Source organism: Mesobacillus sp. LC4 (assembly GCF_053543455.1).
In genome coordinates this window covers 21,337-44,400 of sequence record NZ_JBGCUB010000012.1, presented here as the reverse complement: position 1 = coordinate 44,400, position 23,064 = coordinate 21,337, and the positions used below count along the sequence as shown (strand labels likewise).

General features: G+C 45.0%; 21 protein-coding genes and 1 riboswitch. Of the genes, 15 read left to right on the top strand and 6 right to left on the bottom strand.

What is annotated here, in order from left to right:
* Positions 1–48: 48 nt before the first annotated feature.
* The 5 genes from AB5I83_RS22125 to AB5I83_RS22105 all read left to right on the top strand — a co-directional run bounded on the left by AB5I83_RS22125 (position 49) and on the right by AB5I83_RS22105 (position 4,215).
* On the top strand, positions 49–249 hold the full coding sequence (locus AB5I83_RS22125) for a cold-shock protein (RefSeq protein WP_023626356.1): 201 nt from the start codon (positions 49–51) through the stop codon (positions 247–249).
* A gap of 381 nt (positions 250–630) precedes the next feature.
* Positions 631–1,866: an ATP-binding protein gene (locus AB5I83_RS22120; RefSeq protein ID WP_448978555.1), complete on the top strand. Its 1,236-nt coding sequence runs from the start codon at positions 631–633 to the stop codon at positions 1,864–1,866.
* Positions 1,867–2,026: 160 nt separating this feature from the next.
* Positions 2,027–3,247: an S-methyl-5-thioribose kinase gene (mtnK, locus tag AB5I83_RS22115; protein WP_448978553.1), complete on the top strand. Its 1,221-nt coding sequence runs from the start codon at positions 2,027–2,029 to the stop codon at positions 3,245–3,247.
* A 45-nt stretch (positions 3,248–3,292) separates the two neighbouring features.
* The gene (locus AB5I83_RS22110) at positions 3,293–3,934 is read left to right on the top strand and encodes an L-fuculose-phosphate aldolase (protein WP_448978551.1); all 642 of its coding nucleotides are present in this window, start codon (positions 3,293–3,295) and stop codon (positions 3,932–3,934) included.
* Between the two features lie 143 nt (positions 3,935–4,077).
* Entirely contained in the window at positions 4,078–4,215 is a 138-nt protein-coding gene (locus tag AB5I83_RS22105; RefSeq protein WP_214740437.1) for a hypothetical protein, read from the top strand.
* 48 nt (positions 4,216–4,263) lie between these two features.
* Here the strand turns inward: AB5I83_RS22105 and AB5I83_RS22100 are convergent, their stop codons facing one another.
* Both AB5I83_RS22100 and AB5I83_RS22095 read right to left on the bottom strand, forming a co-directional pair.
* Positions 4,264–5,991: a mechanosensitive ion channel gene (locus tag AB5I83_RS22100; RefSeq protein WP_448978549.1), complete on the bottom strand. Its 1,728-nt coding sequence runs from the start codon at positions 5,989–5,991 to the stop codon at positions 4,264–4,266.
* 339 nt (positions 5,992–6,330) lie between these two features.
* Positions 6,331–6,909, bottom strand: coding sequence for a YqaA family protein (locus AB5I83_RS22095; RefSeq protein WP_167834279.1), 579 nt, complete (start codon positions 6,907–6,909; stop codon positions 6,331–6,333).
* Positions 6,910–7,045: 136 nt separating this feature from the next.
* On the opposite strand from AB5I83_RS22095, the gene AB5I83_RS22090 reads away from it, so the two are divergent.
* Positions 7,046–7,909, top strand: a complete 864-nt coding sequence (locus AB5I83_RS22090; RefSeq protein ID WP_448978547.1) for a sulfite exporter TauE/SafE family protein — start codon at positions 7,046–7,048, stop codon at positions 7,907–7,909.
* Positions 7,910–7,930: 21 nt separating this feature from the next.
* Here the strand turns inward: AB5I83_RS22090 and AB5I83_RS22085 are convergent, their stop codons facing one another.
* The gene (locus AB5I83_RS22085; RefSeq protein WP_448978545.1) at positions 7,931–8,788 is read right to left on the bottom strand and encodes a GNAT family N-acetyltransferase; all 858 of its coding nucleotides are present in this window, start codon (positions 8,786–8,788) and stop codon (positions 7,931–7,933) included.
* Entirely contained in the window at positions 8,785–9,972 is a 1,188-nt protein-coding gene (locus tag AB5I83_RS22080) for an FtsW/RodA/SpoVE family cell cycle protein (protein ID WP_448978543.1), read from the bottom strand. The genes AB5I83_RS22085 and AB5I83_RS22080 overlap by 4 nt, the downstream gene beginning before the upstream one ends.
* 342 nt (positions 9,973–10,314) lie before the next feature.
* Between AB5I83_RS22080 and AB5I83_RS22075 the strand changes: the two genes are divergently transcribed.
* From AB5I83_RS22075 to AB5I83_RS22055, 5 genes are all read left to right on the top strand, one after another.
* Entirely contained in the window at positions 10,315–11,091 is a 777-nt protein-coding gene (locus tag AB5I83_RS22075; protein WP_226647479.1) for a hypothetical protein, read from the top strand.
* A 64-nt stretch (positions 11,092–11,155) separates the two neighbouring features.
* Positions 11,156–11,337: riboswitch (cobalamin riboswitch) on the top strand.
* A gap of 216 nt (positions 11,338–11,553) precedes the next feature.
* On the top strand, positions 11,554–12,510 hold the full coding sequence (locus tag AB5I83_RS22070; protein WP_448978541.1) for an ABC transporter substrate-binding protein: 957 nt from the start codon (positions 11,554–11,556) through the stop codon (positions 12,508–12,510).
* Positions 12,476–13,534 carry a FecCD family ABC transporter permease gene (locus tag AB5I83_RS22065; protein ID WP_448978539.1) on the top strand — a complete coding sequence of 353 codons (1,059 nt, stop codon included), beginning with the start codon at positions 12,476–12,478 and terminating at the stop codon, positions 13,532–13,534. Before AB5I83_RS22070 ends, AB5I83_RS22065 begins: the two co-directional genes overlap by 35 nt.
* A complete protein-coding gene (locus AB5I83_RS22060; RefSeq protein WP_448978537.1) occupies positions 13,534–14,976 on the top strand; it encodes a heme ABC transporter ATP-binding protein in 1,443 nt (480 codons plus the stop codon). Before AB5I83_RS22065 ends, AB5I83_RS22060 begins: the two co-directional genes overlap by 1 nt.
* Positions 14,977–15,028: 52 nt before the next feature.
* Entirely contained in the window at positions 15,029–15,412 is a 384-nt protein-coding gene (locus AB5I83_RS22055; RefSeq protein WP_448978535.1) for a VOC family protein, read from the top strand.
* A gap of 493 nt (positions 15,413–15,905) precedes the next feature.
* On the opposite strand, the gene AB5I83_RS22050 is transcribed toward AB5I83_RS22055, so the two are convergent.
* The gene (locus tag AB5I83_RS22050; RefSeq protein ID WP_448978533.1) at positions 15,906–17,180 is read right to left on the bottom strand and encodes an MFS transporter; all 1,275 of its coding nucleotides are present in this window, start codon (positions 17,178–17,180) and stop codon (positions 15,906–15,908) included.
* A 269-nt stretch (positions 17,181–17,449) separates the two neighbouring features.
* On the opposite strand from AB5I83_RS22050, the gene AB5I83_RS22045 reads away from it, so the two are divergent.
* The 3 genes from AB5I83_RS22045 to AB5I83_RS22035 all read left to right on the top strand — a co-directional run bounded on the left by AB5I83_RS22045 (position 17,450) and on the right by AB5I83_RS22035 (position 21,263).
* Entirely contained in the window at positions 17,450–18,922 is a 1,473-nt protein-coding gene (locus AB5I83_RS22045; RefSeq protein ID WP_448978531.1) for a SulP family inorganic anion transporter, read from the top strand.
* Positions 18,923–19,011: 89 nt separating this feature from the next.
* Positions 19,012–19,431, top strand: a complete 420-nt coding sequence (locus AB5I83_RS22040; protein WP_448978529.1) for a universal stress protein — start codon at positions 19,012–19,014, stop codon at positions 19,429–19,431.
* A 749-nt stretch (positions 19,432–20,180) separates the two neighbouring features.
* Complete coding sequence (locus AB5I83_RS22035) at positions 20,181–21,263, top strand: D-alanine--D-alanine ligase (RefSeq protein ID WP_226647467.1); 1,083 nt, start codon at positions 20,181–20,183, stop codon at positions 21,261–21,263.
* Positions 21,264–21,344: 81 nt separating this feature from the next.
* Here the strand turns inward: AB5I83_RS22035 and AB5I83_RS22030 are convergent, their stop codons facing one another.
* Complete coding sequence (locus AB5I83_RS22030; RefSeq protein ID WP_448978528.1) at positions 21,345–21,530, bottom strand: hypothetical protein; 186 nt, start codon at positions 21,528–21,530, stop codon at positions 21,345–21,347.
* Positions 21,531–21,599: 69 nt separating this feature from the next.
* On the opposite strand from AB5I83_RS22030, the gene AB5I83_RS22025 reads away from it, so the two are divergent.
* Positions 21,600–22,979 (top strand): UDP-N-acetylmuramoyl-tripeptide--D-alanyl-D-alanine ligase, encoded by a 1,380-nt coding sequence (locus tag AB5I83_RS22025; protein WP_448978526.1) that lies wholly within the window; start codon positions 21,600–21,602, stop codon positions 22,977–22,979.
* Positions 22,980–23,064: the final 85 nt, after the last annotated feature.

The following is a 23,064-nucleotide window of genomic DNA, read 5'->3' as shown; positions in this document are numbered from 1 at the left end:
CAAGAATAGTAACAAATTGTGTGGATATCACACTAGGAGGCAACAAAAATGGAAAACGGTAAAGTAAAATGGTTTAACGCAGAAAAAGGTTTCGGATTCATCGAACGTGAAGGTGGAGAAGACGTATTCGTACACTTCTCAGCTATCCAAGGCGAAGGCTTCAAGACTCTTGAAGAAGGCCAAGAAGTTTCTTTCGACGTTGAGCAAGGCGCTCGTGGACCACAAGCAGCTAACGTTACAAAACTATAATAACGATTTAGCCCATACAAACAAGCTCTGAGTGATCAGAGCTTGTTTTTTTATGTCCGAAATAATAAACATAAAAAAACCCCGCTCATTAGAGTGGGGTTTAATGCGGTAAAGCAATGGTTGTTTTTATTATAGCATATGTTTTACAGCTACTGTAAAAAAAGTTTATAAATTTGTTGTTTGCACGTCCAAGTGTGACAGGTTCCATTCCCAGCCTCAGCACGCGCATGGCTCAGAACATGCGAAAAGAGCATGGGTGAACGGACAAAATCATTTAGTTTTTCTGGAAAAATCTGAATTTTCCATTGAAGAATTCATCCGAGCAGTAGATAATAACCATATAGGTATTTATTCATAAAATGGAGATTCCCGGGGGATACAATGGTAGAGTTTGTAAAAGATTTGATTCTGCATTTTTCGATTATATTATCACTCGGTTTCATGTATAACTTTCTCTGGATGCAAAAGCGTTCGGTGTATAAGAAGCAAGTCTTTAAGATGGCGATTTTGGCCGCCTTGTTGATGACCATGGCGCTGCCTGTAAGATTTCATGGCGGCATGGAATTCGATTTGAAGCTGATTCCTGTCTTCATTGCCTTCTTTTATTTAAGCAGGACCGATAGCTTTTTGCTTGTAGCGGTCCTAATGTTATTGCAGGGATTTGTTGAATTTGACAAAATGGCCGTTACGTCCGTCAATTATCTCATTATATTGATCTTGTTTTTTTCAATTGAAAAGGTATATAAACAGACAACTGTTAACAGAAAAATCGCCCTCGGCCTTTTTGTTTATGGTCTGATTACAGTAACCCGGCTTGCGGCTATGATCAACGCTGGTGATGCGGGGGACTATCTGTACTTGCTTGTGTTCTCGCTGGTCTCTTTTATTGCGCTGTCTGTCACCATTTATATTATTGAAATGACCAACTTACAGCGGAAAATGATGCATGAACTTCACAAGGCTGAGAAGTTTTCAGCAATCAGTCAGCTTGCAGCATCGGTTGCCCATGAAATCCGCAATCCCATGACCACGATCAGAGGCTTCATGCAGGTCCTTCAGGGAGAGAGGAATCTGAATGACAACCAGAATCTTTTCATCTCGATTTCCCTTCAAGAACTGGATCGTACCCAGACAATCATTGATAATTTCCTATCATTAGCCAAACCGAATACAGGCAGCATGGCAAAGATTAATCTAAGCGAACTCTTAAAAGAAACGATTGATTTCATGAGGTCCTATTCACATCTCGCCAATACAGAATTGGTGGAGGCCATTGACAAGGATCTGTGCATCAAAGGCGATGCCCATGAAATCAGGCAGGTTTTCATCAATATCCTGAAAAATGGCATTGAAGCCATGCCCACAGGCGGAAGCATCTACATCATCGCCAAGGTGGACAGAGAAAATGTAAGAATCCAGTTCCGTGATGAGGGTGTCGGCATGAATAAAGAACAGCTCGACAGACTTGGCCATCCTTACTATTCTACAAAGGAAAAAGGGACAGGCCTCGGCATGATGATTTCCTTTGATATCGTCCAGAGGATGAGAGGAAGAATCAATGTCGAGAGTGAAGAAGGGAAAGGCACTACCTTTACAATTCTGCTGCCATGCGAGTAAGGGCAAATATTGGATAAATGGGAGAAGGCGATGAGCCTTCTTCTTTTATAATAAGCTTTTCGTGCTTTGAAGGTTTTTTAGTGCGTCGAAATACATTATTAAGCTATAATAATTTTTAAAAGATTTTCATAATTGTTTTTCGGGAAAGGGGTAGGACGGCGTGGCTGATTTTAAGACTTATTTTTTGATGAAGGCGGATGAGGTCATTTCATATGTAAAGGAAAAGACCGATTTTTTTGATAGAGATGCTGAATTGAGCTGTAGGGAAATTGGGGATGGCAACTTGAATTATGTCTTCCGTGTGATTGATGGGAAATCTGGCAAATCGCTGATTGTGAAACAGGCGGGTGATACGGCGAGAATTTCCGATGAGTTCAAGCTTTCTACTAATAGGATCAGGATTGAGTCTAATGTTCTAAAGCTTGAGGGCGAGTTGGCACCGGGTTTGGTCCCTGATGTATACCTGTTTGATGAAGTAATGAACTGCTGTGTGATGGAGGACTTGTCTGATCATACGATTCTGCGAACTGCCCTTAATGAAGGTCGCATTTTTCCGAAGCTTGCGGATGACCTGACGACTTTCATGGTCAATACGCTCCTGTTGACTTCTGATGTGGTCATGGAGCATAAAGCGAAGAAGGCTTTGGTCCAGGATTATATCAACCCTGAATTGTGCGAAATTTCAGAGGACCTCGTATACTCTGAACCTTTTACAGACCATAACAATCGGAATGATCTGTTCCCTGCGAATAAGGAATGGATAGAAGAGAATATATATGGCGATGACAAATTACGTTTTGAAGCAGCGAAACTGAAGTTTGCATTCATGACCAATGCCCAGGCGCTTGTACATGGTGATCTGCATTCAGGATCTGTTTTTGTAAAAGAAGATTCTACAAAAGTGATCGACCCAGAATTCGCGTTTTACGGGCCAATGGGCTATGACGTTGGAAACGTAGTTGCTAACCTGATCTTTGCGTGGTCGAGGGCTCATGTAACAAATGCTGATGTAAAATATGTTTCTTGGCTTGAGGAAACGGTTAAAGATACGGTGGACCTTTTTGCGGAAAAATTTCTGGCAAGCTGGCAGGAAAATGTTACTGAAATCATGGCGAAGGAGCAGGGTTTCGACCGCTGGTACCTGGATTCTGTCCTTCAGGATACTGCTTCAGTAACCGGCATGGAGATGATCCGACGTATTGCCGGCCTGGCGAAGGTTAAGGATTTGACGACGATTGCTGACGAAAAGCAGCATGTTACAGCGGAGAGAATCTGCCTGTCAGCCGCAAAGCAGTTCATCTTGAATTCTGCTGACTACAAAACGGGAGAGCAGTTTTTACAAGGATTAAAGGATGCAGCTTCACGCCATAATATGCGATAATAGGACGTTCCCTATCTGATTTTTAGAGAAAGAGAGGCGCATCATATGTTGCTTCTGGAAGAACGGATGAAAGTCGTAGAATACGGCAAGAAAATCATATCAAGCGGCCTGACGAAAGGGACGGGTGGAAACATCAGCCTTTTCAATCGGGAAAAGCAGCTGGTTGCCATCAGTCCAAGCGGGATTGACTATTTCGATACGAAGCCTGAAGACGTGGTAATCATTAACTTGGATGGCGAAATCATCGATGGCAGCAAAAAGCCGTCAAGCGAGCTGGATATGCATTTGATTTTTTACCAGCGCCGCGATGATTTGAATGCGCTTGTCCACACCCACTCGCCATATGCAAAAACAATCGCTACCCTTGGATGGGATATTCCGCCGATCACGTATTTGGTGGCGTTCGCCGGTCCGAATGTAAGGTGTGCTCCTTATGCAACATTTGGAACGAAGGATCTGGCTGAAAAGGCTTTTGAAGGCATGGTGGATAGAAGAGCCGTGCTGTTGGCCAATCACGGTATGATTGCCGGTGCCCATAATATCGAAACAGCTTTTACGGTGGCTGAGGAGATTGAGTTCAGCGCCCAGATTTATTACCAGGCGAAAGCGATTGGTGAGCCTACAGAGCTTTCTGATGAAGAAATGGCGCGCCTGTCACAGAAATTTGAGACATACGGACAGAGATGACCCTCTTTTTAGAGGGTTTTTTCTATGGTAGCAGGCTCCGTAATGAAAATAGGGAGGCACAAAATCACTAGATTATGCTATGATTATTGAAAAGAAAAAAATGGACTTAATGGATAGTTTTACTAGAGGGGGACAGGCTGGCTATGAGAGCAAGAACTAGGAAGAGTGAACCTTTTTCATTCGACAAACTGAAGGAATTTTTCACTACTGTGCTGCTGCATCTTAGTTTTTATGCCTTCATTGTGTTTCTCGTCATTTTTTTTATAGATAATTTCAGCTAAGTACATAAAAAACACAGCTGCCGTGATTGGCAGCTGTGTTTTATTATATTATGGATTCAACGGATTGTCGTCGTTATGAGGATCCATTGGGTTATTGTTTCTGTTCTGGTTCGGATTGTTCAGGTTTGTGCCAGAGTTTGGATGGTTCGGGTTATGCAAGTTTGGCGGTGTGCCAGGGTTTGGACTCTGGTTCAGATTGTTCAAGTTCGGCGGTGTAGCAGGGTTCGGGTTGACCGGATTGTTCTTTTTCATTTTCTGCTGCTGAACCGCTTCCTGATCAATGCTGGTTTTTTCGATTTTCTCGTCAAATTTGGTCAGGTATTTCGAAGCGAAGTTTTTGCCGCCAAGACCAAATGCCAGTCCGAATGCGAGGGCCAATCCTCCAAGTGTCAGGATGAAGGCTGCGTTCACGATGGCAGGTGCGACTCCAAGCTGATCAAGTGCCATGAAAACAGCGATGGTGATGATCGCATATTTTGCGACAGTTGCCAGTACGTTTGAAGAGTCTCCCTGCAGGATGCTGCTGAGTACTTTCTTCGCTTGGCCGCCGAGCCATAGGCCGACACCAAGGATGACGATCGCGGCAATGACATGTGGAAGATACGCGATTACACCACGTGCAAGGTCGACGAAGAAATCAAGTTTTACGACGTTCAATGCTTCGGCTACAAACAGAAGGACAACAATGACCTGGACGATATAGCCGACGACTTCTGATAAGCTTAATGAGTTTGGACGGTTAGCATTGCTGCCTAGTCCCACTCCTTTAAAATAAGAGTCGAAACCGATTCTTCTTAACAAATCAGCTGTGAATTTCTTCAGCCATTTTCCTAGCCATAGGCCAATCATGACAAGGATGATGGCAACGACGATATTCGGGATCATCGTCAGGATGTCATTCAGCATCGCAATGGCTGGTTCGGAAATTCCTTCGACATCAAGACGCTCAAGAGCGGCGATGACAGTAGGAATTAAAATGAGTACGAAAGCGACCGTGCCGATCACACGTGAAAGACTCGTGCCCTCGAATAAACGGGACAGTCCAAAACGCTGGACTAGTTTTTCAGTGCCTATGCTTTGCAAGAAGTTTGTCAGGATATCACGGACGATTTTAGCGACGAAGTAGCCGACTATTAGAATCAGTGCAGCTGCGAATAGTTTAGGAATGAATGACAGGATGCCCTCGATCATATTTCCGAATGGCTCTGAAACACCTTGCAGGTTCAGAGCGGACAATACTGCCGGCAGTGCCATCAGCAATACCAGATAGAATACGATATTCGCAACGGTGTCTACCGCATTTGTTGTCTGCTGGTTGTCCTCGGTAAGCTTGTACTTACTTAGTTTTTCATGAACACCAAGTGTCTTGCCGCCTTTTTGGATCAGGAACTTCAGCCCTGAAGCAATCAGCCAGGCAAATAACAGGATCAATCCTGCTTTCAGGATGTTAGGAATCGCTGCAGCAATCGTTGAGAACATCCCGACCAGCGGCTCCGTCAACACATATAAATCTAAGATATTCAGGAACATGATGAAGACGAATACTAGAATTAAAATATAGACAATTTTACTGATGATTTTCTCCGCTGAATACTTCTTATTGTTTACGTTAGAAAATAGCTTGTTATCGAGACTAGTTTTCTGAAGCCCCTTGTAAACAGCTTTTTCAATCAATTTTGCGACAAGCCATCCGACAAGCAGGACTGCAAGTGCAATCAGCACATTTGGCAGTTTGCCAAGAATGCTGTCCCAGCCATTATAAAAATTATTGTTCAAACTTCTCACTCCTTAATTTCATTGGACCTACAAGGTGCACTGCGAAATGCTTAGGATAAGATCAAGAAAAGTTGCAGCTATAACTTGTAAAAAGGTCCTAGTTAGCTAGCAAGCATACTTTAATCTACCCATTTGTTTCTGTTATAAACAAAGGGGTGTGTTAATCCTATAGATTCTAGCAATACTATTGTTGAGTGATTGATGAAGAGAGGCTTTAGATAGGGTATGGGTGTGAATTGCTAGAATGAGGATTGTCTTAGAGGGCAGCCAGGTTAGTGCAGTTTGTCAGTATGCGGCACGGGGACAAAAAAAACGGGCGCTGGGCCCGTCTCTTTTATACTATGCTTTCTTTGATCTTTTCAAATACATATAAACCAAATAACCGGCAATAACGACGACACCAAGGACGATTGTCAGCAAGGCGAAGTTTTCCTCGATGAATGGCATCGCCTTATCACCCAATGCGACGATGATGGCTGCTTCCAGGAAGAAGCGCAGGCCACGGCCGATGATCGACCAGATAATAAGTGTAGGAATCCTTACGTTGGAGATTCCGGAAAAAATCGTGAAGACTTTGTATGGGATAGGTGTAAAGCCGGCAATCAGGATGGCCATTGCACCGTATTTTTCAAAATAGCGTTCGACAAGGACAATTTTCTCTTCTTTTATAAAATATCGCAGGATGGGACGGCCGACTTTTTTACCGATATACCAGCCGAGCAGGGCGCCGAGTACAGAACCTGCTGTTGTGATGAAGGCATACCAGAGTGCCTTGTCAGGGTTGGCAATACCCATTGGGATCATCAAAACATCGGGTGGAATCGGGAAAAAGGAAGATTCCAGGAAAGACACGAAGAATAATCCCCATGAACCAAATTCAAGCAGCCATTCTTCAATCGCGTGGATCCATTCAGACATGAAACAGTATCTCCTTTGAGTTTTTTATAGTAGCGGCCATTTGAGCCTAATTAGAAGTATACCATTATTAATTCTGCTAGAGCCAACTATTAATGGTATCCTAAGAAAGAATTAGTCTGTTAAAGGGATGTTGTATATGGAATATATACTGTATTTACTGCTGGGGGGCTTAATCAGTGTCCTCTCTGGTTTTTTTGGGGTGGGAGGCGGCTTTATCCTGACGCCGATTTTACTGTTGTTAGGCTTTTCTCCGCTTGAGGCAATTACGACCAGTTTGTTTTTCACGGTGGGCACATCGATTTCTGGGATTACCGCGCATATTCGTATGAAAAATATCCTCTGGAAAGAGGGACTGATCATGGGACTGAGCGGAATTGCTGCGACACAGCTTGCCCGGCCACTGGTATATGCCATGGAAGCGCGGGGCTGGGATGATGTTGTCATTCCGTTTCTCTATATTGTGCTGCTTGCTTATTTTGCGATAAAGATGATTCGCCAGGGAAGGAAGAAAGACGAGGAGATCGCTGCACCTACCGATTTTTCGCTGCCAAAGCTGTTGGCTGTTGGATTTCTCGGCGGCTTTGTCTCGGCCACGCTCGGAGTGGGCGGCGGGTTCATCATCGTTCCGTTGATCATTACATCGCTCGGCTTCAATCCGAAAAAGGCAGTCGGAACGAGTCTGTTTGCGGTGCTGCTCATCGTCTCAGTAGGGTTCATTTCCTATTCGATCAATACGGATATCAATTACTTCATCGGGCTTATGCTGATTGCCGGGGCGCTAGTCGGCTCCCAGTTTGGCGCAAGAATGACGTCCTATTTTGAAAACAAAGAAATGAACGCGGTGCTTGGGATCCTTTATCTAGTCACGCTGGCAGGAGCGGTCCTGAAGCTATTTGACCTGAATAAAACAGGCCTGGTGATCATGGGGATGTTCATCATCTACTTTTTTACCATGTCTATCCGCAAAATAAAGGTAAAAAAGACGAAGAAAAAAGGCTGACTCTCTCAGCCTTTTTTCTATTCATGCCTCCGATGTGACTGGGTGCATAATGAACGGAGGAAACTCCAGTCCTGGTCTCTTTCTTACAAATAATGCACCATCTCTTTTAAAAGGCTCGTGTTGATATGGGAGATCACTGTAATCGGGTGTAAAGTGGAAGTGAATTGTAGCTGTGTCCCCAAAGCATGCAATAATGTCTTTCATATTTACCGGTGCGGTGCTGATTACATCATACAGTTGGGCCATTCTGTTTTCTTTCGTGAAAATAATAATAGCGCCTAATTCTGGATGGTAATACAGGTGATCGGTAAATACATGAAGAATGTGGTACATCGTAATCCCGTTGGCATTGGCAGTCGCAAATGCGTTGGAAACCGGAACTCTGCGATAGATGATTTTTTCAATCATCTCAAGATCTTCAGGAATTCTTAATTTCGTTAATTGCAGCGGATCTGATTCCATCAAAGCTCTCGCCGAGTATTGGTGTTCCTCAACTTGTTCAAAACCAAATTTCGGGTAAAAATCCAGCACGCTTTCATTGGCGAACAAGTACATATAGTCATACTTTCCTTCGTATTCATCCAGAACATGGTTCATCAGATTAGCTGACAGGCCTTTGTTCCGATACTGCGGATGGGTCATGACGGTGCCGATTTGCAGGGCTTTATGGCTTATTCCATCGATCACCAAATCAAGCTCGTTGACCGATACATTGGCCACAATCTGGTCGCTGTCTGCATAGGAAAACGGAATGTACCTATCTCCCCAATATCCAAGCTCATGCCAGCTCGTGAAATCAAGGCCGAAAATGCCGGCGGCAAGCTGGATAAAACTTTTTCTCAAAACATCATTCTCACGGTAATGGCTTACTAGCTTCATATATCAAAACTCCTGTCTCTCGAGGCAAACATATAGGTTTTATGATGGAATCGAATGCCATAAATCAGCCCCATCGCGAGCATATTTCCCATAAGCGAACTTCCGCCATAACTGATGAATGGCAGTGGGATGCCGGTAATCGGCAGCAGCTGGATCGTCATCCCGATATTCTGGAAAACATGGAAGGTGACCATGCTGATGACTCCCGCACTGATGTAGGTATTAAAAGGGTCATTCGTATCCAGGGCGGTTTTAGTCAGATGGTAGATTAGCAGGAAGTACAGGCTAATGACAAAGCTGCCGCCAACAAAGCCGAATTCTTCGCCAATCACACTGAATATAAAATCTGTATGGCTTTCCGGAATATAGACTTCACTGCCATTGATGCCTTTTCCGGTTAGCATGCCGGAGCCAATCGCACTGAGTGATTTTAATAGATGGTATCCATACTCCGGGTAGCTCTCAGGGTCAAGCCACGCATATATCCGCCCGAACTGATACGTTTTTACTCCAAGGTACTTCTTAAGAATCTCAGGTTTCCAGATCACGAGATATAGAATGCCAGTACCAAAAGCAGCTCCGCCTCCATAAAGAGGCAGAATGATTTTCCAGGTGATACCTGAAACAAGGATGATCCCGGTGAAAATGGCCAGCACGACGAGAGAGGTGCCCAGGTCAGGCTGGAGCATGATCATCCCAAGTGGCAAGGCAGTTATAAAACCAAGCTTGATGAAAAGAAGGAAGTCTGTTTGAAGAGTCTTTGTCGCATGTTTTTTATGATGAGCATAAATCGTGCTGCTAAGGGCAAGAATCAAGAAGACCTTCATGAACTCTGAGGGCTGGATTGAACCGAATGGCTCGATGAAGAACCAGCTTTTGGCCCCGTTCCGTTCTTCGGCGATACTGGCAGGAGCGAAAAACAGGAAGACAAGCAGGAACACTCCGAAACCATACAAATACCATGAAAGTTTGCGGTATTGTTCACTGTCGAACATCATCACAACAGCAATGATCCCGGATCCGACGACATACCAGAATATTTGTTTGTATAAAAAGTTTTGACCGACATACTGCCCCGTTTTCTGTGCGCTGTATATAGCAATGCAGCTGGTCAGAAAAAACAGCAATAAGAGGAGCGTCAATGTCCAATCAAATCTGTCGAATTTTTTAATCGATTTCTCCATTTGCTACACCCTGTCCCATTCATTAGTCCGGTGAATATTGTCGCTTTCAGTTAGCTGTCCTGCTCACTGATCAGCGGTCTTACCATTTTATGCTAGCGTAAAAGGATGATTCTTACAATCCCTGCCAAGGTAACATATTCCTGTACCTATTAGACGATTTAATAGACATGATAGTTTCTGGTCCAGGTTGGATTCTTTTTGCGGAAAAGGTCGATAATAATTATGTTTTTGAAGAGTCAGAATAAGATATTTTCTGCCATTTTTGTTAGAATGGAAGAAGTGTTATTTGTACGGAGCCCGCTGGCCATTTGCAGCTGAGAATTTTTCCAGGAGGTTTTGTCTTTGAAAAAGAACCATCCTTATAGCAGGGATTTACTATATGTCCATATGAACGAACGGGACCAGTATGTGCTCTCACATGGGGTCGAATTTCATGAATTCGCCAGGTCATTGTCTGATTCACTCAACCATCTGCTGCTGTTGAAGCATCGCTATGAGGATGGTGAGTTCAACAGACATACTTTATTTGAGTATGTATCTGAAGACAGCGTCGAAAAATTGGTTGGAGCCAATGTCCATGCATACGGGGATTTTTGCTGGATCGATTTTGAGGAAGTAGAAGCACTGAATGTGCTGTCGGCCCAAGAGATTGCTGAGCTTCTTTATCTCGGGCATATCAAACATCATTTGAAACTGCCTTTTTATAATCAGCTTAATAACCGTTTTGTGTTCCTCTCCACTGAAGATGGCTGGTTCAATAAAACCTATTACCGCAATCTCAATGATTTTTTCCGAATGCTTGGCCTTGTCCTGTCAGGCAAACTAGGGGAAATGAAGCCGGAAAAAACACTGCTCGGGATCCGGAAAAAGAAATCCTATCCTTCTGTCAACAAGGAAATCCTGAAATCATTGACGCCAGCCCTCAAAGAAGGGGCCGTATTTTCGCTGAAAAACATCCAACAAAGCCGTAACAGAATTGAAATTCCAATCTGGATCATCGGTGATTTTGCCAACATGGATGATATGCATGATGAATATAAAGAAGCCAGCACCAGCAATCCGGATGGCAGGATCATCTTCGATAAAAAAGCTAAAGAATGGAGCTTGCTTGCTCAATAAGTCGAAAAAGATATTTTTTTGGAGCAATTTTTGGCAATCGTGTATAATGGGACTTAGCGGAAAATTACATATCAAATGAACAGGTGTCTTTTTATCATAAGACTTAATAGGGAAGTTGGTGAAAGTCCAACGCGGTCCCGCCACTGTAAATGGGAGCAAGCTGTAAATGCCACTGTACAAATGTATGGGAAGGCGCAGCGAGCATTGACCATGAGCCAGGAGACCTGCCTGTCCATCGCACAAGCAAACCTACGAGGATAGGGAGGTGCCGGCTGGCTCTATGTATTTTATGATGATAAAAACATTTGCTTACTCGGACATCTCCCCTTTAGGTGGAGATGTTTTTTTATTTATTAAAGGCTTTGGTGAATGTTTGCACGATTTTAACATTCTGTTGATTGTAGTGACGGAAATCAACAGTCTGATTTGACAAAGCTGATTGGAAAATTGGAGGAGAAGCGAATGAAGAAGTTATTGATGTTGATGATGGCAGCAGCCATGATCTTGGCAGGCTGCGGCACGGAAGCACAGCCAGAAAAGAAGGAAAGCGAACAAACCGCGCAGGAGCAGAAGACTGGATATCCGGTCACGGTAAAAGATGCGCTTGATGAAGAAGTTGTCATTGAAGAAAAGCCTGAAAAAATCATTTCCCTCATGCCGAGCAATACGGAAATCGTTTATGCACTTGAAAGCGGAGACGCGATTGTAGGTGTCACCGATTTCGACAATTATCCAGAAGATGCAATGGCAAAGGAAAAAGTCGGAGGCATGGAGTTCAATATTGAGAAGATGATTTCCCTTAAGCCGGACCTCGTCCTTGCACCTGGTTCAACTGCGGATACCGCGAAAGAGGGCCTTCAGCAGTTGAAGGATGCGGGGATAGCTGTTGTCGTCGTGAATGATGCTCAGTCATTTGAAGAGGTATATCGATCAATCGAGATGATTGGCCAGGCCATCGGCGAGACAGATAAGGCAGATGAACTTATTGAGAATATGAAAAATAGTTTTGCGGAACTGAAGAAGAAAGCAGAAGCAATTAAACCTGAAGAGCAGAAAGCTGTATTTGTCGAGGTTTCACCAGCGCCGGAAATCTACACTGCTGGCAAGAGTACATTTATCAATGAAATGCTGGAGTTGATCGGCGCTAAGAATGCTGCTGGCGATCTGGATGGCTGGGCGAAGGTTGACCCGGAAGCCATCATCGAGCGTAATCCGGATGTCATTGTGACAACCTATGGATATTATACCGAAAATGCAGATGAGCAGGTTCTTGCGCGGCAGGGCTGGAATAATGTAAAAGCGGTCAAGGACCAGCGGGTATATGATGTTCACTCCGACCTCGTTACCCGTTCAGGTCCAAGGCTCGCTGAAGGAGCAGAGGAGCTTGCGAAAACCATTTACCCGGACGTTTTTAAATAATAAGGGAATTGCCTATCTATTTGCGGCAGCGTTCTTGATCATCTCGATGCTGCTTGGCATCTCCATCGGAACGGTTTCCATCCCTGTGCCCGCTATTATTGAGATTATGGGTGCTGAGATTTTCCGCTTACAGGGACAGGAAATCGACCCGATGTATGCAAGTATCGTCATGGAAATCAGGCTGCCGCGTGTATTGCTGGCAGGGCTTGTAGGCGCATCGCTGGCTATTGCCGGTGCTGCCTTCCAGGGCCTGCTGCGCAATCCGCTGGCAGATCCCTACACGCTTGGGATTTCATCAGGTGCTTCCATCGGTGCGGTTGTCACGCTGTTTTTTGGCATTTCACTGCCGCTGATTGGTGCCTTCACCTTGCCGGTGCTGAGCATTTTATTCGCTTTTGCGACCGTCTTATTTGTGCTATTTTTTGCCCGGAAAGTCGACAGGCTGCTCAGGGTGGAGACGATCATTCTAACCGGTATTATCTTAAGTTCATTTCTAGGTTCTTTCATTTCTTTGATGATTGCGCTCTCCGGCGAAGAGCTGAGGCAAATCATCGGCTGGCTTTTGGGCAGCGTGTCGATGCGCGGCTGGGAATACATTAAGATTATTTTTCCTTTCTTTATAATCGGATTGGTGATTTTGCTTGCCAACACAAGAGAACTGAATGCCATGTCGTTTGGTGAGGAGCGCGCACAGCATCTAGGTGTCAATGTTGAGCGCCGCAAGCTGCTGATTTTGCTTTCTGGTTCACTTTTAACAGGTTCAGCGGTTGCCGTATCCGGGACAATCGGCTTCGTCGGTCTCGTCATTCCTCATTTGACAAGGACAGTCTGGGGACCGGACCATCGTCATCTGCTGCCGCTATCAGTCCTGATGGGCAGCGGCTTCCTGATTCTCGCAGACCTGATATCACGAACGATCATCGCTCCTTCGGAATTGCCGATCGGCGTGATCACGGCATTAATCGGTGCACCGGTTTTTGCGTTTATTTTAATGAAAAATCGCAAGGAAAGAAGTGCTGGCTGATGATCACAGTGAAGAATCTAACAGGTGGATATGCAGGCGGCGAGGTGTTAAAGGGAATCTCCTTTGAGGTTGGCAAGGGTGAGTTGTTTGGAATTCTTGGCCCGAACGGAAGCGGGAAAACCACTCTGTTAAAAATGATCAGTGGTGCTTTGGAATCCAGGGAAGGTGACATTGAGCTGGACGGCCGGCCATTGACTCAGTATACACCGAAGCAGCTTGCCAGAATGATGGCAGTCCTGCCGCAGCATTCTGACCAGGCCTTTTCTTATAGTGTGAAAGATACCGTTTCGCTCGGGCGCTATGCACACCAGAAAGGCTGGTTCCACAGCTGGAGTGAGGAAGATGAGCAGATTGTCGTGAAGGTGATGGACCAGACAGGAATTGCCCATCTCCAGGAAAAATCAATCGTTGAACTATCTGGCGGCGAAAAACAGCGAGTCTACCTCGCTCAGGCACTGGCGCAGCAACCGAGGATCCTGCTGCTCGATGAACCAACGAATCATCTTGACCTAAGTTTTCAAAAAGAGCTGCTGGACCTGCTGAAAAAATGGGCAGCGGAAGAGGAGTTGACGGTCGTCTCCATTTTTCATGATTTGAACCTGGCATCATTGTATTGTGACAGGCTGCTGCTGATCGAAAACGGGGAGCTGCTGATTGTCGACTCTCCTATTGAAGTGTTAAAAGAAGAGCGGATCAAAAGTGTCTATAAGACGGAGATCAAAAACCATCCGCATCCGGAAATCGCCAGGCCTCAATTGCTGCTCATGCCGGAAACCGACGGCGTTCATGACGCTGCGCCGCAAATAGACGACAGATTTCTTGATGTGGGGGCAGACCGGATTGACCTACAGTCACCAGTAAAGTTGAGGACCATGTCTTCGGGAATCACCGGTGCCGGGATTGGCTGGCATAGTTCGTTCGTGCACCGTGTTGTCCCGATGGAGTATGACTGCAGTGACCATAAAGCAGAAATGGCAGACTACTTACAGGAGATTGGATTCATCCCAAGCGAAACGGTGGGGATGATGACGGCTGTTCCGGTTGAAACCGCATCATACCGCTCCTTTGAAGCTGACGGAATGTCGATTTTCATTATTGTTTCTGCGGGCAGCACACATCGGGACAGCCCCCGGAATATCAATACATGGCTGTTCATTAACGCAAGGATTTCCGAGGAGGCCTTTATCCAAAGCGCAATGACCGCGGCAGAAGCAAAGATAAGCGTCCTGCACGAACTGGAAGGAAACGGAGCTGGGATTGCCGGCCAGCCAGCTGGCATTTCCACGGACAGCATCTGCATCGCAGCAACACAGCAAGGCGAAGAGATTTCCTATGCGGGCACTGCAACACCGCTCGGCAGGCTGATCAGCGAGGGGATTTACACCTGCACAAAGGAAGCAATCCTAAACTATAGAAACAGCAATACCGCTTTCAAGTTTTAATGAAGGAAACCATCCACTTCATCACGAATCTTAATTATAAGAGGTGATGAGAATGGAAATGAAAATGGGCTATGTCATCCTATATGTTTCCGATCTGGAAAAAACAAAGCATTTTTACGGTGAGCTGCTAGGCCTTAAACTTCGAAATGAGTTTGGGACCTATATTGAGTATGAAACAGGCAGCACCGTGCTGTCGATGAACACAAGAGAAAGCGGCCGCGAAATCACGACGCTCCCCATCCCGGATGGCATAAGGAAAGAACAAACCTTTGAGCTAGGATTCGTGACAGAGGATGTCCCTGGCGCAGTAGAAAAATTGCGGGCCGCCGGAGTCCCCATCCTGCTCGAGCCAACCGAAAAACCATGGGGCCAGGTCGTCGCCTATGCAGCAGATCCGGATGGGCATTATATTGAAATATGCACTCCGATTGGATGAAGAAAAGTCCTGCAGATCATTGAGCTGCAGGACTTTGTTCTTTTAGTTCAGCTAATGAGACTAAGCATTGAATTATAGTGACTATTAAAGCCAACATATGCCAGAAAAACGGGAGTGATGGTGATCTCAGTAACAAGTAGGGCCAACATGTGCCCGAAAAACGAGAGTGATGGTGAACTCGGTAACAAGTAGGGCCAACATGTGCCCGAAAAACGAGAGTGATGGTGATCTCGGTAACAAGTAGGGCCAACATGTGCCCGAAAACCAGGAAGCCATATGATTTCGGTAACAAGTAGGGCCAACATATGCCCGAAAAACGGGAGTGATGGTGATCTCGGTAACAAGTAAGGCCAACATGTGCCCGAAAAACGAGAGTGGCGTTGAACTCGGTAACAAGTAAGGCCAACATGTGCTCGAAAACCAGGAAGCCATATGATTTCGGTAACAATCAAAACCTGCGTTTAATATAAGCTCTATTAATTTGTTAGAATCACTAAAATTCCTTCACCGGTTTCTTCGCAAGCAGGGCGGCTATCATTCCTAACACTGGAAGGGCTATGGACATCAGCAAAATTTCCTCATACCCGGCAAAATAATCGTAAGCGAGGCCGAATGGAAGAGGACCCAAAGCGGAACCAAGCACGGTGACTGTCATGGCCGATCCTTTTATGCTTCCGAGCGATTGTCTGCCGAAGAAGCTCGGCCAGACGTAGTTTAACGCTATTCTTTCAAATCCCCCGCTGATTCCCCATAATATCCCGAATGCAATCGCGATTGCAGTTTGGTCGGCTGCCAGCAGGACGAGGATGAAAATGATTTCTCCTGCAAAAATTCCGGCGAGCACATATTGCACTTTTACCCGGTCAAGCAGCGGTCCAGCAATCAGTGTGACCGGAAAACCAATCAAGGCCATCAAGCTTAATACTAGTGCAGCGATTCCCGGTGAAATCCCATTCGTTTTAAAAATAGAAATTAAATGAAAAGTAAGTCCTGTGTTAACAAGTGAAGGAATCCCGACGCAAAATAGCAACAGCCAGTATGCTCGTGTTTTGACCGCTTCCTGTACACTCCAATTCACTTCTTCAACTGGCTGTCTTGTTCTATTATGATCAGCAGGATCAATTGTCCAGTCGGGTTTCAAGCCATCTGGCTGTTCACCAATGTCCTCCGGCTTGTTTCTGATCAAGAAAAAGGCAAGCGGAACAAAGACTGCCAGAAGCAAAACGCCCCAAACCTTCCACGAGAAGCTCCAGCCCCAAGTGGCGACAAGCCAGGCGTTCAATGGCGGGAGGGCCGCTGAGCTGGCAAAGCCCCCGATGGCCATAAGGCTCATGGCTTTCCCTCGTTTTGTGATAAACCATTGCGGAACAAGAGTGTTTGGAATCAGGCTCATCGAACCCTGGCCCAGGACTCGGATGAGGAAAAAGCCGATGAACAGCATCGCCGTGTTGACGACCATACTGTTCCAAAAGCTAGCAAAGGCCAATCCAATACCGACGATAACCGACATTTTTCTCTGTCCCCATTTATCCACGAACCTGCCGACAAAGAACATGCAGATTCCTGCGGCAAGCGTCGCAAGTGAATAGACGGCCGATACATGTGACCGACTCCAGCCGAAATCTTTTATGTAAGAATCAATAAAGACGGAAACCGAGTATGTTTGACCAGGGCCTGAAAAAAAGACGCCGAGCCCTGCGATGAAAACAATCACCCAGCCATAATAAAAATTAGTCTTAAATGGTGCAGATATACTTGATGTATTCATGTGAAAACCTCCCAATCCATCATAACAAAATGCCCTCGTCAATATCTTGCAGTAAGCTGAGAGATAGAGTCGAATTTACATTTTAAGGTTTTTAGCGTGTGTATGTGAAAAATGGAGATATAAGTCGAATTTAAGAGATAAACACAATATACAGCGCTTACAACATTAGTTGCGTGTTTTTGTATATGTGTTATGATAAATCCTGTTTGTAACGGACCCGGCTTGCTTGAGAGTAGGAAGCCACAAAATCAAATTAAGGGGGTGTTTACTTGAATATTACTACAATTAAAGAACAATGGTTTGGCAACGTTAAAGGAGATATCCTTGCGGGTATTGTCGTTGCGCTTGCTTTGATTCCTGAAGCGATCGCCTTTTCAATTATTGCTGGTGTTGACCCGATGGTAGGACTTTACGCCTCATTCGCTATTGCTGTGACAATCGCGATTGTCGGCGGCCGTCCTGGTATGATTTCAGCCGCGACCGGTGCGATGGCACTGCTGATGGTGACGCTGGTTGCTGACCATGGTTTGCAATATTTAATGGCTGCTACGATTTTGACAGGTCTCCTGCAGATTCTGTTTGGTGTGCTTAAATTGGCAAGGTTCATGAAGTTCATTCCTCGTTCTGTCATGATTGGCTTCGTTAACGCACTTGCAATCCTGATTTTCATGGCACAGCTTGAGCAATTTGTTGACGCAACATGGGTGATGTATGCAATGGTAGCCGGTGCGCTGGCAATCATCTATCTTTTCCCGCGCATTACCAAGGCTGTTCCGTCACCACTTGTCGCAATCATCGTGATTACTGTTATTGCGCTTATGACAAAGAGTGATGTGAGGACTGTGGGCGATATGGGTACACTAACATCTACCCTGCCGTCATTCCTGATTCCTGATGTTCCATTCAACCTGGAAACGTTAAAAATCATCTTCCCTTATTCAATCGCTCTGGCAATTGTCGGCTTGCTGGAATCCTTGCTGACAGCATCAATCGTTGATGATATGACGGATACTTCTAGTGATAAAAATAAAGAAAGCCGTGGCCAGGGGATTGCGAACATTGTTGCCGGGTTATTCGGCGGCATGGCAGGCTGCGCAATGATCGGACAATCCGTTATAAATGTTAAATCAGGCGGCCGAGGCAGATTGTCCGCGCTTGTTGCTGGTACTTTCTTGATGTTCCTGATTATTGTTTTAGGAAATATTGTTGTTCAAATTCCAATGGCTGCCCTTGTTGGCGTCATGATCATGGTTTCGATTGGAACATTCGACTGGTCATCCATCAAAGGCATGGCAAAGACGCCTGTTACCGATTCAATCGTCATGGTCGTTACAACGGTCACAACAGTATTCACGCATGACCTTTCAAAAGGTGTATTTGCCGGAATCATCTTGAGTGCGATCTTCTTCGTAGCAAAGATATCCAAGGTGAAGGTTACCTCAACATTTGATGTGGCAGCAGAACGCAGGACGTATTTTGTAACAGGACAAGTTTTCTTTGCCTCAGTTACTGACTTTATCGAATCATTCGACTTGAAAGAAGCTGCAAAAGAAGTCGTGATCGACTTGACTCATGCCCATGTCTGGGATGATTCAGCGGTTGCGGCCATCGATAAAATCGTCATCAAATTAAGGGAAAGTGGAACGTTGGTCCGCCTCCAAGGATTGAATGAACCGAGCTCCCACTTGATTGACAAATTAGCCGTTCACAAACAGGAAGGCGCAAAGCTTTCCGGACATTAAAAAATAATGACTTTTTCAGGAAGCACGTTGACGAATCAGCGTGCTTTCTTTATATATTAGGTAATGGAAATCAATGTAGGAGGAATGGCATGTTTAAAAGAATCTTGCTGGCATCAGATGGATCTGACCATTCAGTGCGCGCGGCAAAAAAAGCAGTGGAATTAGCAAAGCTTAGCGGCGATAGTGAAATAACTGTTGTGTATGTTGTCGATGGGCAGACTTCTAAAGAAGATGTCTTGCACAATCCGGATCGCACAATCGTTGAGGAGAAAAGAAAAATCAGGCTCCAGCCGGTGACTAACTTGCTTGAAGAAGAGAGTTTGAACTTCAGGTTTGAAAAACTGCTCGGTGAACCGGGACCGGCCATTGTTGACTATGCCAACAAGAATTTATTCGATGTCGTCGTCGTCGGCAGCCGCGGTTTGAACGGCCTGCAGGAAATGGTCCTTGGCAGCGTCAGCCACAAAGTCGCAAAACGAGTAAAAGCACCGGTATTAATAGTAAAATAATCAACGTTCTGGGAAACCTGAGCGTTTTTTCTTTGCAGTTTTAATTTTAATAACGTAATAAGACGGAAACCTGACTAAAAAAATTGTGATAATGGATTTATATAGCGAGATTTTAATTAATATAGCGGGATTTTAATTAATATAGCGAGATTTTAATTAATATAGCGAAAATCCGATGAATATAGCTAAAATTTATATAATATAGCGAAAATCTAAATAATATAGCGGGAATCTGATTTATATAGCGAATTGGAAATTACCCTCGATTTTTTCCAGCTAAAAGAAAATACCTCCAAGATGTCTTAACTGCCTAAATGCACAATTGTATTTGGTGGGTTTTTATAAATGGTTTATAAAGAGATTTATTCACAGATTTATTAGTCAATTCATATGGTAAATCAGGCGCTGAAATTGGGTTATTTGCCTATAAGTGGTTTTTTGAACGGTAACTATTTCTCTGAATGCTAACTTTTAACTCCCTGGCAGGTTTCACACTGGAAAAACAGGAAATAGTATAGCTTGAGGGCTTTTTCGTGTGGCTGGTTGCTTTATTGAACAAGAACAGTTATTCGCTTTCAAGTAGGAAATACGGTGATATTCATAAAATCCTAAAAGCCGGTAGAAAGCAACAAAGTTCACGAAAAAAGAGCTTTATTAAAAATTGATAACAATTCCGTAATTTAAAAATAAAGTGGTAAAATAGGAAGCGGAAAGTGGAGCCAGATTGAATTTATTGGAGGTCTATTTTTATGAAGACAAGAATCGGGCTGCTGTACGGCGGCAAATCGGCTGAACATAAAGTATCGATGCAAACAGCATTGGCTGTGACGAAAGCATTGGATTTTGAAAAATTCGAGATTTATCCTATATACATAACGGAGGAAGGAGAGTGGGTCAAGGGTCCGCAGCTTGGCGCTCCTGCAGAGAATGTCAAGGCGCTTGAGTTTAACGATCAATCAAATCTGCCGACTCCTTCCTTCACACCGGCTTTATTCCAGGCAGGCGGAGAAGAATCCAACCAGACTCTAGATGTCATCTTCCCATTGCTTCACGGACCGAACGGAGAAGACGGAACGGTTCAAGGCTTGCTTGAATTATTGAACCTGCCGTATGTCGGAAATGGCGTACTTGCCTCAGCTGCAGGCATGGATAAAATCGTCATGAAAAATGTTTTCGCACAGGCGGGACTTCCTCAGGTGGACTATGTGTCCGCTCTTCGAAGTGAATGGGAAAAAGACAATGAAAAGGTATACGGCCTTGTTGAAGAAAGACTTGGCTATCCTTGCTTTGTAAAGCCTGCGAATCTTGGATCCAGCGTGGGGATCAGCAAGGCATCCAATAAGCAGGAGCTTGAGGAAGCCTTCAAAGAGGCCTTCCAATTCGACCGTAAAATCATTATTGAGCAGGGTGTTGTCGCCCGTGAAATCGAAATTGGCGTACTTGGAAACGATGAACCAGAATGCTCCGTCGTTGGTGAAATCGTCCCTAAAAAAGATTTCTATGATTACAAAGCGAAATATGAAGATGGCGATACAGCGATGATCATCCCAGCTGAAATCACAGAACAGCAATATGCTGATCTAAAAGAAATGGCGATCACTGCGTTCAAAGCGCTCGATTGCTCAGGTCTCGTCCGGGCTGACTTTTTCCTGACCAAGGATGGCCAGCTTCTGATCAACGAGGTTAACACAATGCCGGGCTTCACACCATTCAGCATGTTCCCGCTCTTGTGGAAGCATACAGGTGTCGAATATCCGCAGCTGATCGAAAAGCTTGTGAACCTTGGAATCGAACGCCACGCTGAAAAGCAGAAGATCAAATATACATTTTAACCGATAAATCAACCAGTGAGACACGGCCGCGGCCGTGTTCTCTTTCACTTGGAAGTATAATTTTTTTACTTAGATTAGTGTCTAGCTCCAGCGCCTAGCCCCTCGAGACGTTTGTCTAGTTTCGCCTCCTAGAAACTCCGAAACTTCAACTCCGCCGGCAGAAGCCAAAAGCGCTTCTTTGTCGGAGTCTCCAGTTTCTGCGTTTCTGGGCAGTCGGCTATACTTTTCGATTTCGGTCCGCCCAATGAAGTCAAAGAACGACTTCACTGGTCGGCCCTCCAACGCTTGTCGGGGCTGAACAAGGCGCTTGCGCTTTTCTCATGGGAGGAAATAAACATGATTCAAAAACCACTATCAGAAATCGCCCAAATGGCAGGAGCGCTTAATGATGTCAGTCAATTTGCTGATGTAGAGGTGAAGGGCGTTTCAATCGACACGCGTAAAATCGAAGCAGGAAATCTGTTTGTTCCTTTTAAAGGGGCACGGACAGATGGCCATAACTTTGTGGCAGATGTCATCCGAAATGGCGGAGCTGCGGCAGCCCTCTGGCAAAAAGATGTACCGAATCCGCCAGAAGACCTGCCAATCATCATCGTTGAAGACACGACGATTGCCTTGCAGGAGTTATCAAGAAGCTACCGCAATTCACTAGACATCAAGGTTGTCGGGATTACCGGAAGCAATGGGAAAACGACGACCAAGGACATGACTGCTAATCTGCTTGCCCAGAAATATAAAGTGCAAAAAACAGAAGGGAACTTCAATAACCACCTTGGCCTGCCGCTGACGCTTCTTCGTTTGCGTGAAGATACAGAAGTCGCTGTGCTTGAAATGGGCATGAGCAGCAAGGGTGAAATTGAGTTTTTAACTAAATTGGGCCGACCTGATGCGGTCATCATCACGAATATCGGAGAATCTCACCTGCTTGATCTTGGCTCAAGGGAAGCGATCGCCGATGCAAAACTGGAAATCATCGACGGCCTCCAGGAGAATGGGCTGATCATCTTCCATGGAGACGAGCCGCTTCTTCAGGAAAGGCTGAAGGATTATAAAGGGAATGGAGAGCTAAAAACGTTTGGCGCAAGCCATGACAATGACCTTTATCCGCTCAGCATCGAGCCGTTGGAAAATGGCAATAAGTTCAAGACAAACCTTGTTGATGAAACTTTTTATCTCCCGGTACTTGGAAACCATAATATCCTTAATTCGCTGGCAGCCATGCTTGCGGCAGAGTTCCTGGGCGTTCCTTTTGAAAAAATGAACGATGGTTTTGCAGGCTTGAAGCTGACAAATATGAGAATGGAGCTTTCCGAAGGCACTCATGGTGAAAAAATCATCAATGATGCCTACAACGCGAGCCCGACATCCATGAACGCGGCAATCGACCTCGTTGCCAATCTGTCTGGCTATAGCCGTAAAATCCTTGTGCTTGGTGACATGCTCGAGCTTGGGCCACTTGAGGAGGAGTATCATTACAAGGTTGGGACATCGCTTGAACCAGGGAAAATCGATTATGTATTCACCTACGGAAAACTAAGCGAATCAATCGCCAGAGGCGCAAAAGAAGTTCTAGGCGATGACAGGGCATTTGCTTTCCGGGATAAGCAGGAGTTAAGCAATGAACTGAAGAAATATGTAACAGGTGAAACCATCGTCCTCGTAAAAGCATCACGCGGCATGGCGCTCGAAGAAGTCGTCCATGCATTGCAGAAGTAATCCGCAACAAGAAGATGTCCGTTCTACTGGGCATCTTTTTGTTCTTTTCCAAAAGGCATTTTCGAGGAAAAACTGGGTTAAATGA

Excerpts from the sequence above, each read along its gene's own strand:
- AB5I83_RS22125 (WP_023626356.1), top strand. The coding sequence starts at position 49 with ATGGAAAACGGTAAAGTAAAATGGTTTAACGCAGAAAAAGGTTTCGGA.
- AB5I83_RS22120 (WP_448978555.1), top strand. The coding sequence starts at position 631 with ATGGTAGAGTTTGTAAAAGATTTGATTCTGCATTTTTCGATTATATTA.
- AB5I83_RS22110 (WP_448978551.1), top strand. The coding sequence starts at position 3,293 with ATGTTGCTTCTGGAAGAACGGATGAAAGTCGTAGAATACGGCAAGAAA.
- AB5I83_RS22105 (WP_214740437.1), top strand. The coding sequence starts at position 4,078 with ATGAGAGCAAGAACTAGGAAGAGTGAACCTTTTTCATTCGACAAACTG.
- AB5I83_RS22095 (WP_167834279.1), bottom strand. The coding sequence starts at position 6,909 with ATGTCTGAATGGATCCACGCGATTGAAGAATGGCTGCTTGAATTTGGT.
- AB5I83_RS22090 (WP_448978547.1), top strand. The coding sequence starts at position 7,046 with ATGGAATATATACTGTATTTACTGCTGGGGGGCTTAATCAGTGTCCTC.
- AB5I83_RS22085 (WP_448978545.1), bottom strand. The coding sequence starts at position 8,788 with ATGAAGCTAGTAAGCCATTACCGTGAGAATGATGTTTTGAGAAAAAGT.
- AB5I83_RS22080 (WP_448978543.1), bottom strand. The coding sequence starts at position 9,972 with ATGGAGAAATCGATTAAAAAATTCGACAGATTTGATTGGACATTGACG.
- AB5I83_RS22070 (WP_448978541.1), top strand. The coding sequence starts at position 11,554 with ATGAAGAAGTTATTGATGTTGATGATGGCAGCAGCCATGATCTTGGCA.
- AB5I83_RS22060 (WP_448978537.1), top strand. The coding sequence starts at position 13,534 with ATGATCACAGTGAAGAATCTAACAGGTGGATATGCAGGCGGCGAGGTG.
- AB5I83_RS22055 (WP_448978535.1), top strand. The coding sequence starts at position 15,029 with ATGGAAATGAAAATGGGCTATGTCATCCTATATGTTTCCGATCTGGAA.
- AB5I83_RS22050 (WP_448978533.1), bottom strand. The coding sequence starts at position 17,180 with ATGAATACATCAAGTATATCTGCACCATTTAAGACTAATTTTTATTAT.
- AB5I83_RS22040 (WP_448978529.1), top strand. The coding sequence starts at position 19,012 with ATGTTTAAAAGAATCTTGCTGGCATCAGATGGATCTGACCATTCAGTG.
- AB5I83_RS22035 (WP_226647467.1), top strand. The coding sequence starts at position 20,181 with ATGAAGACAAGAATCGGGCTGCTGTACGGCGGCAAATCGGCTGAACAT.
- AB5I83_RS22025 (WP_448978526.1), top strand. The coding sequence starts at position 21,600 with ATGATTCAAAAACCACTATCAGAAATCGCCCAAATGGCAGGAGCGCTT.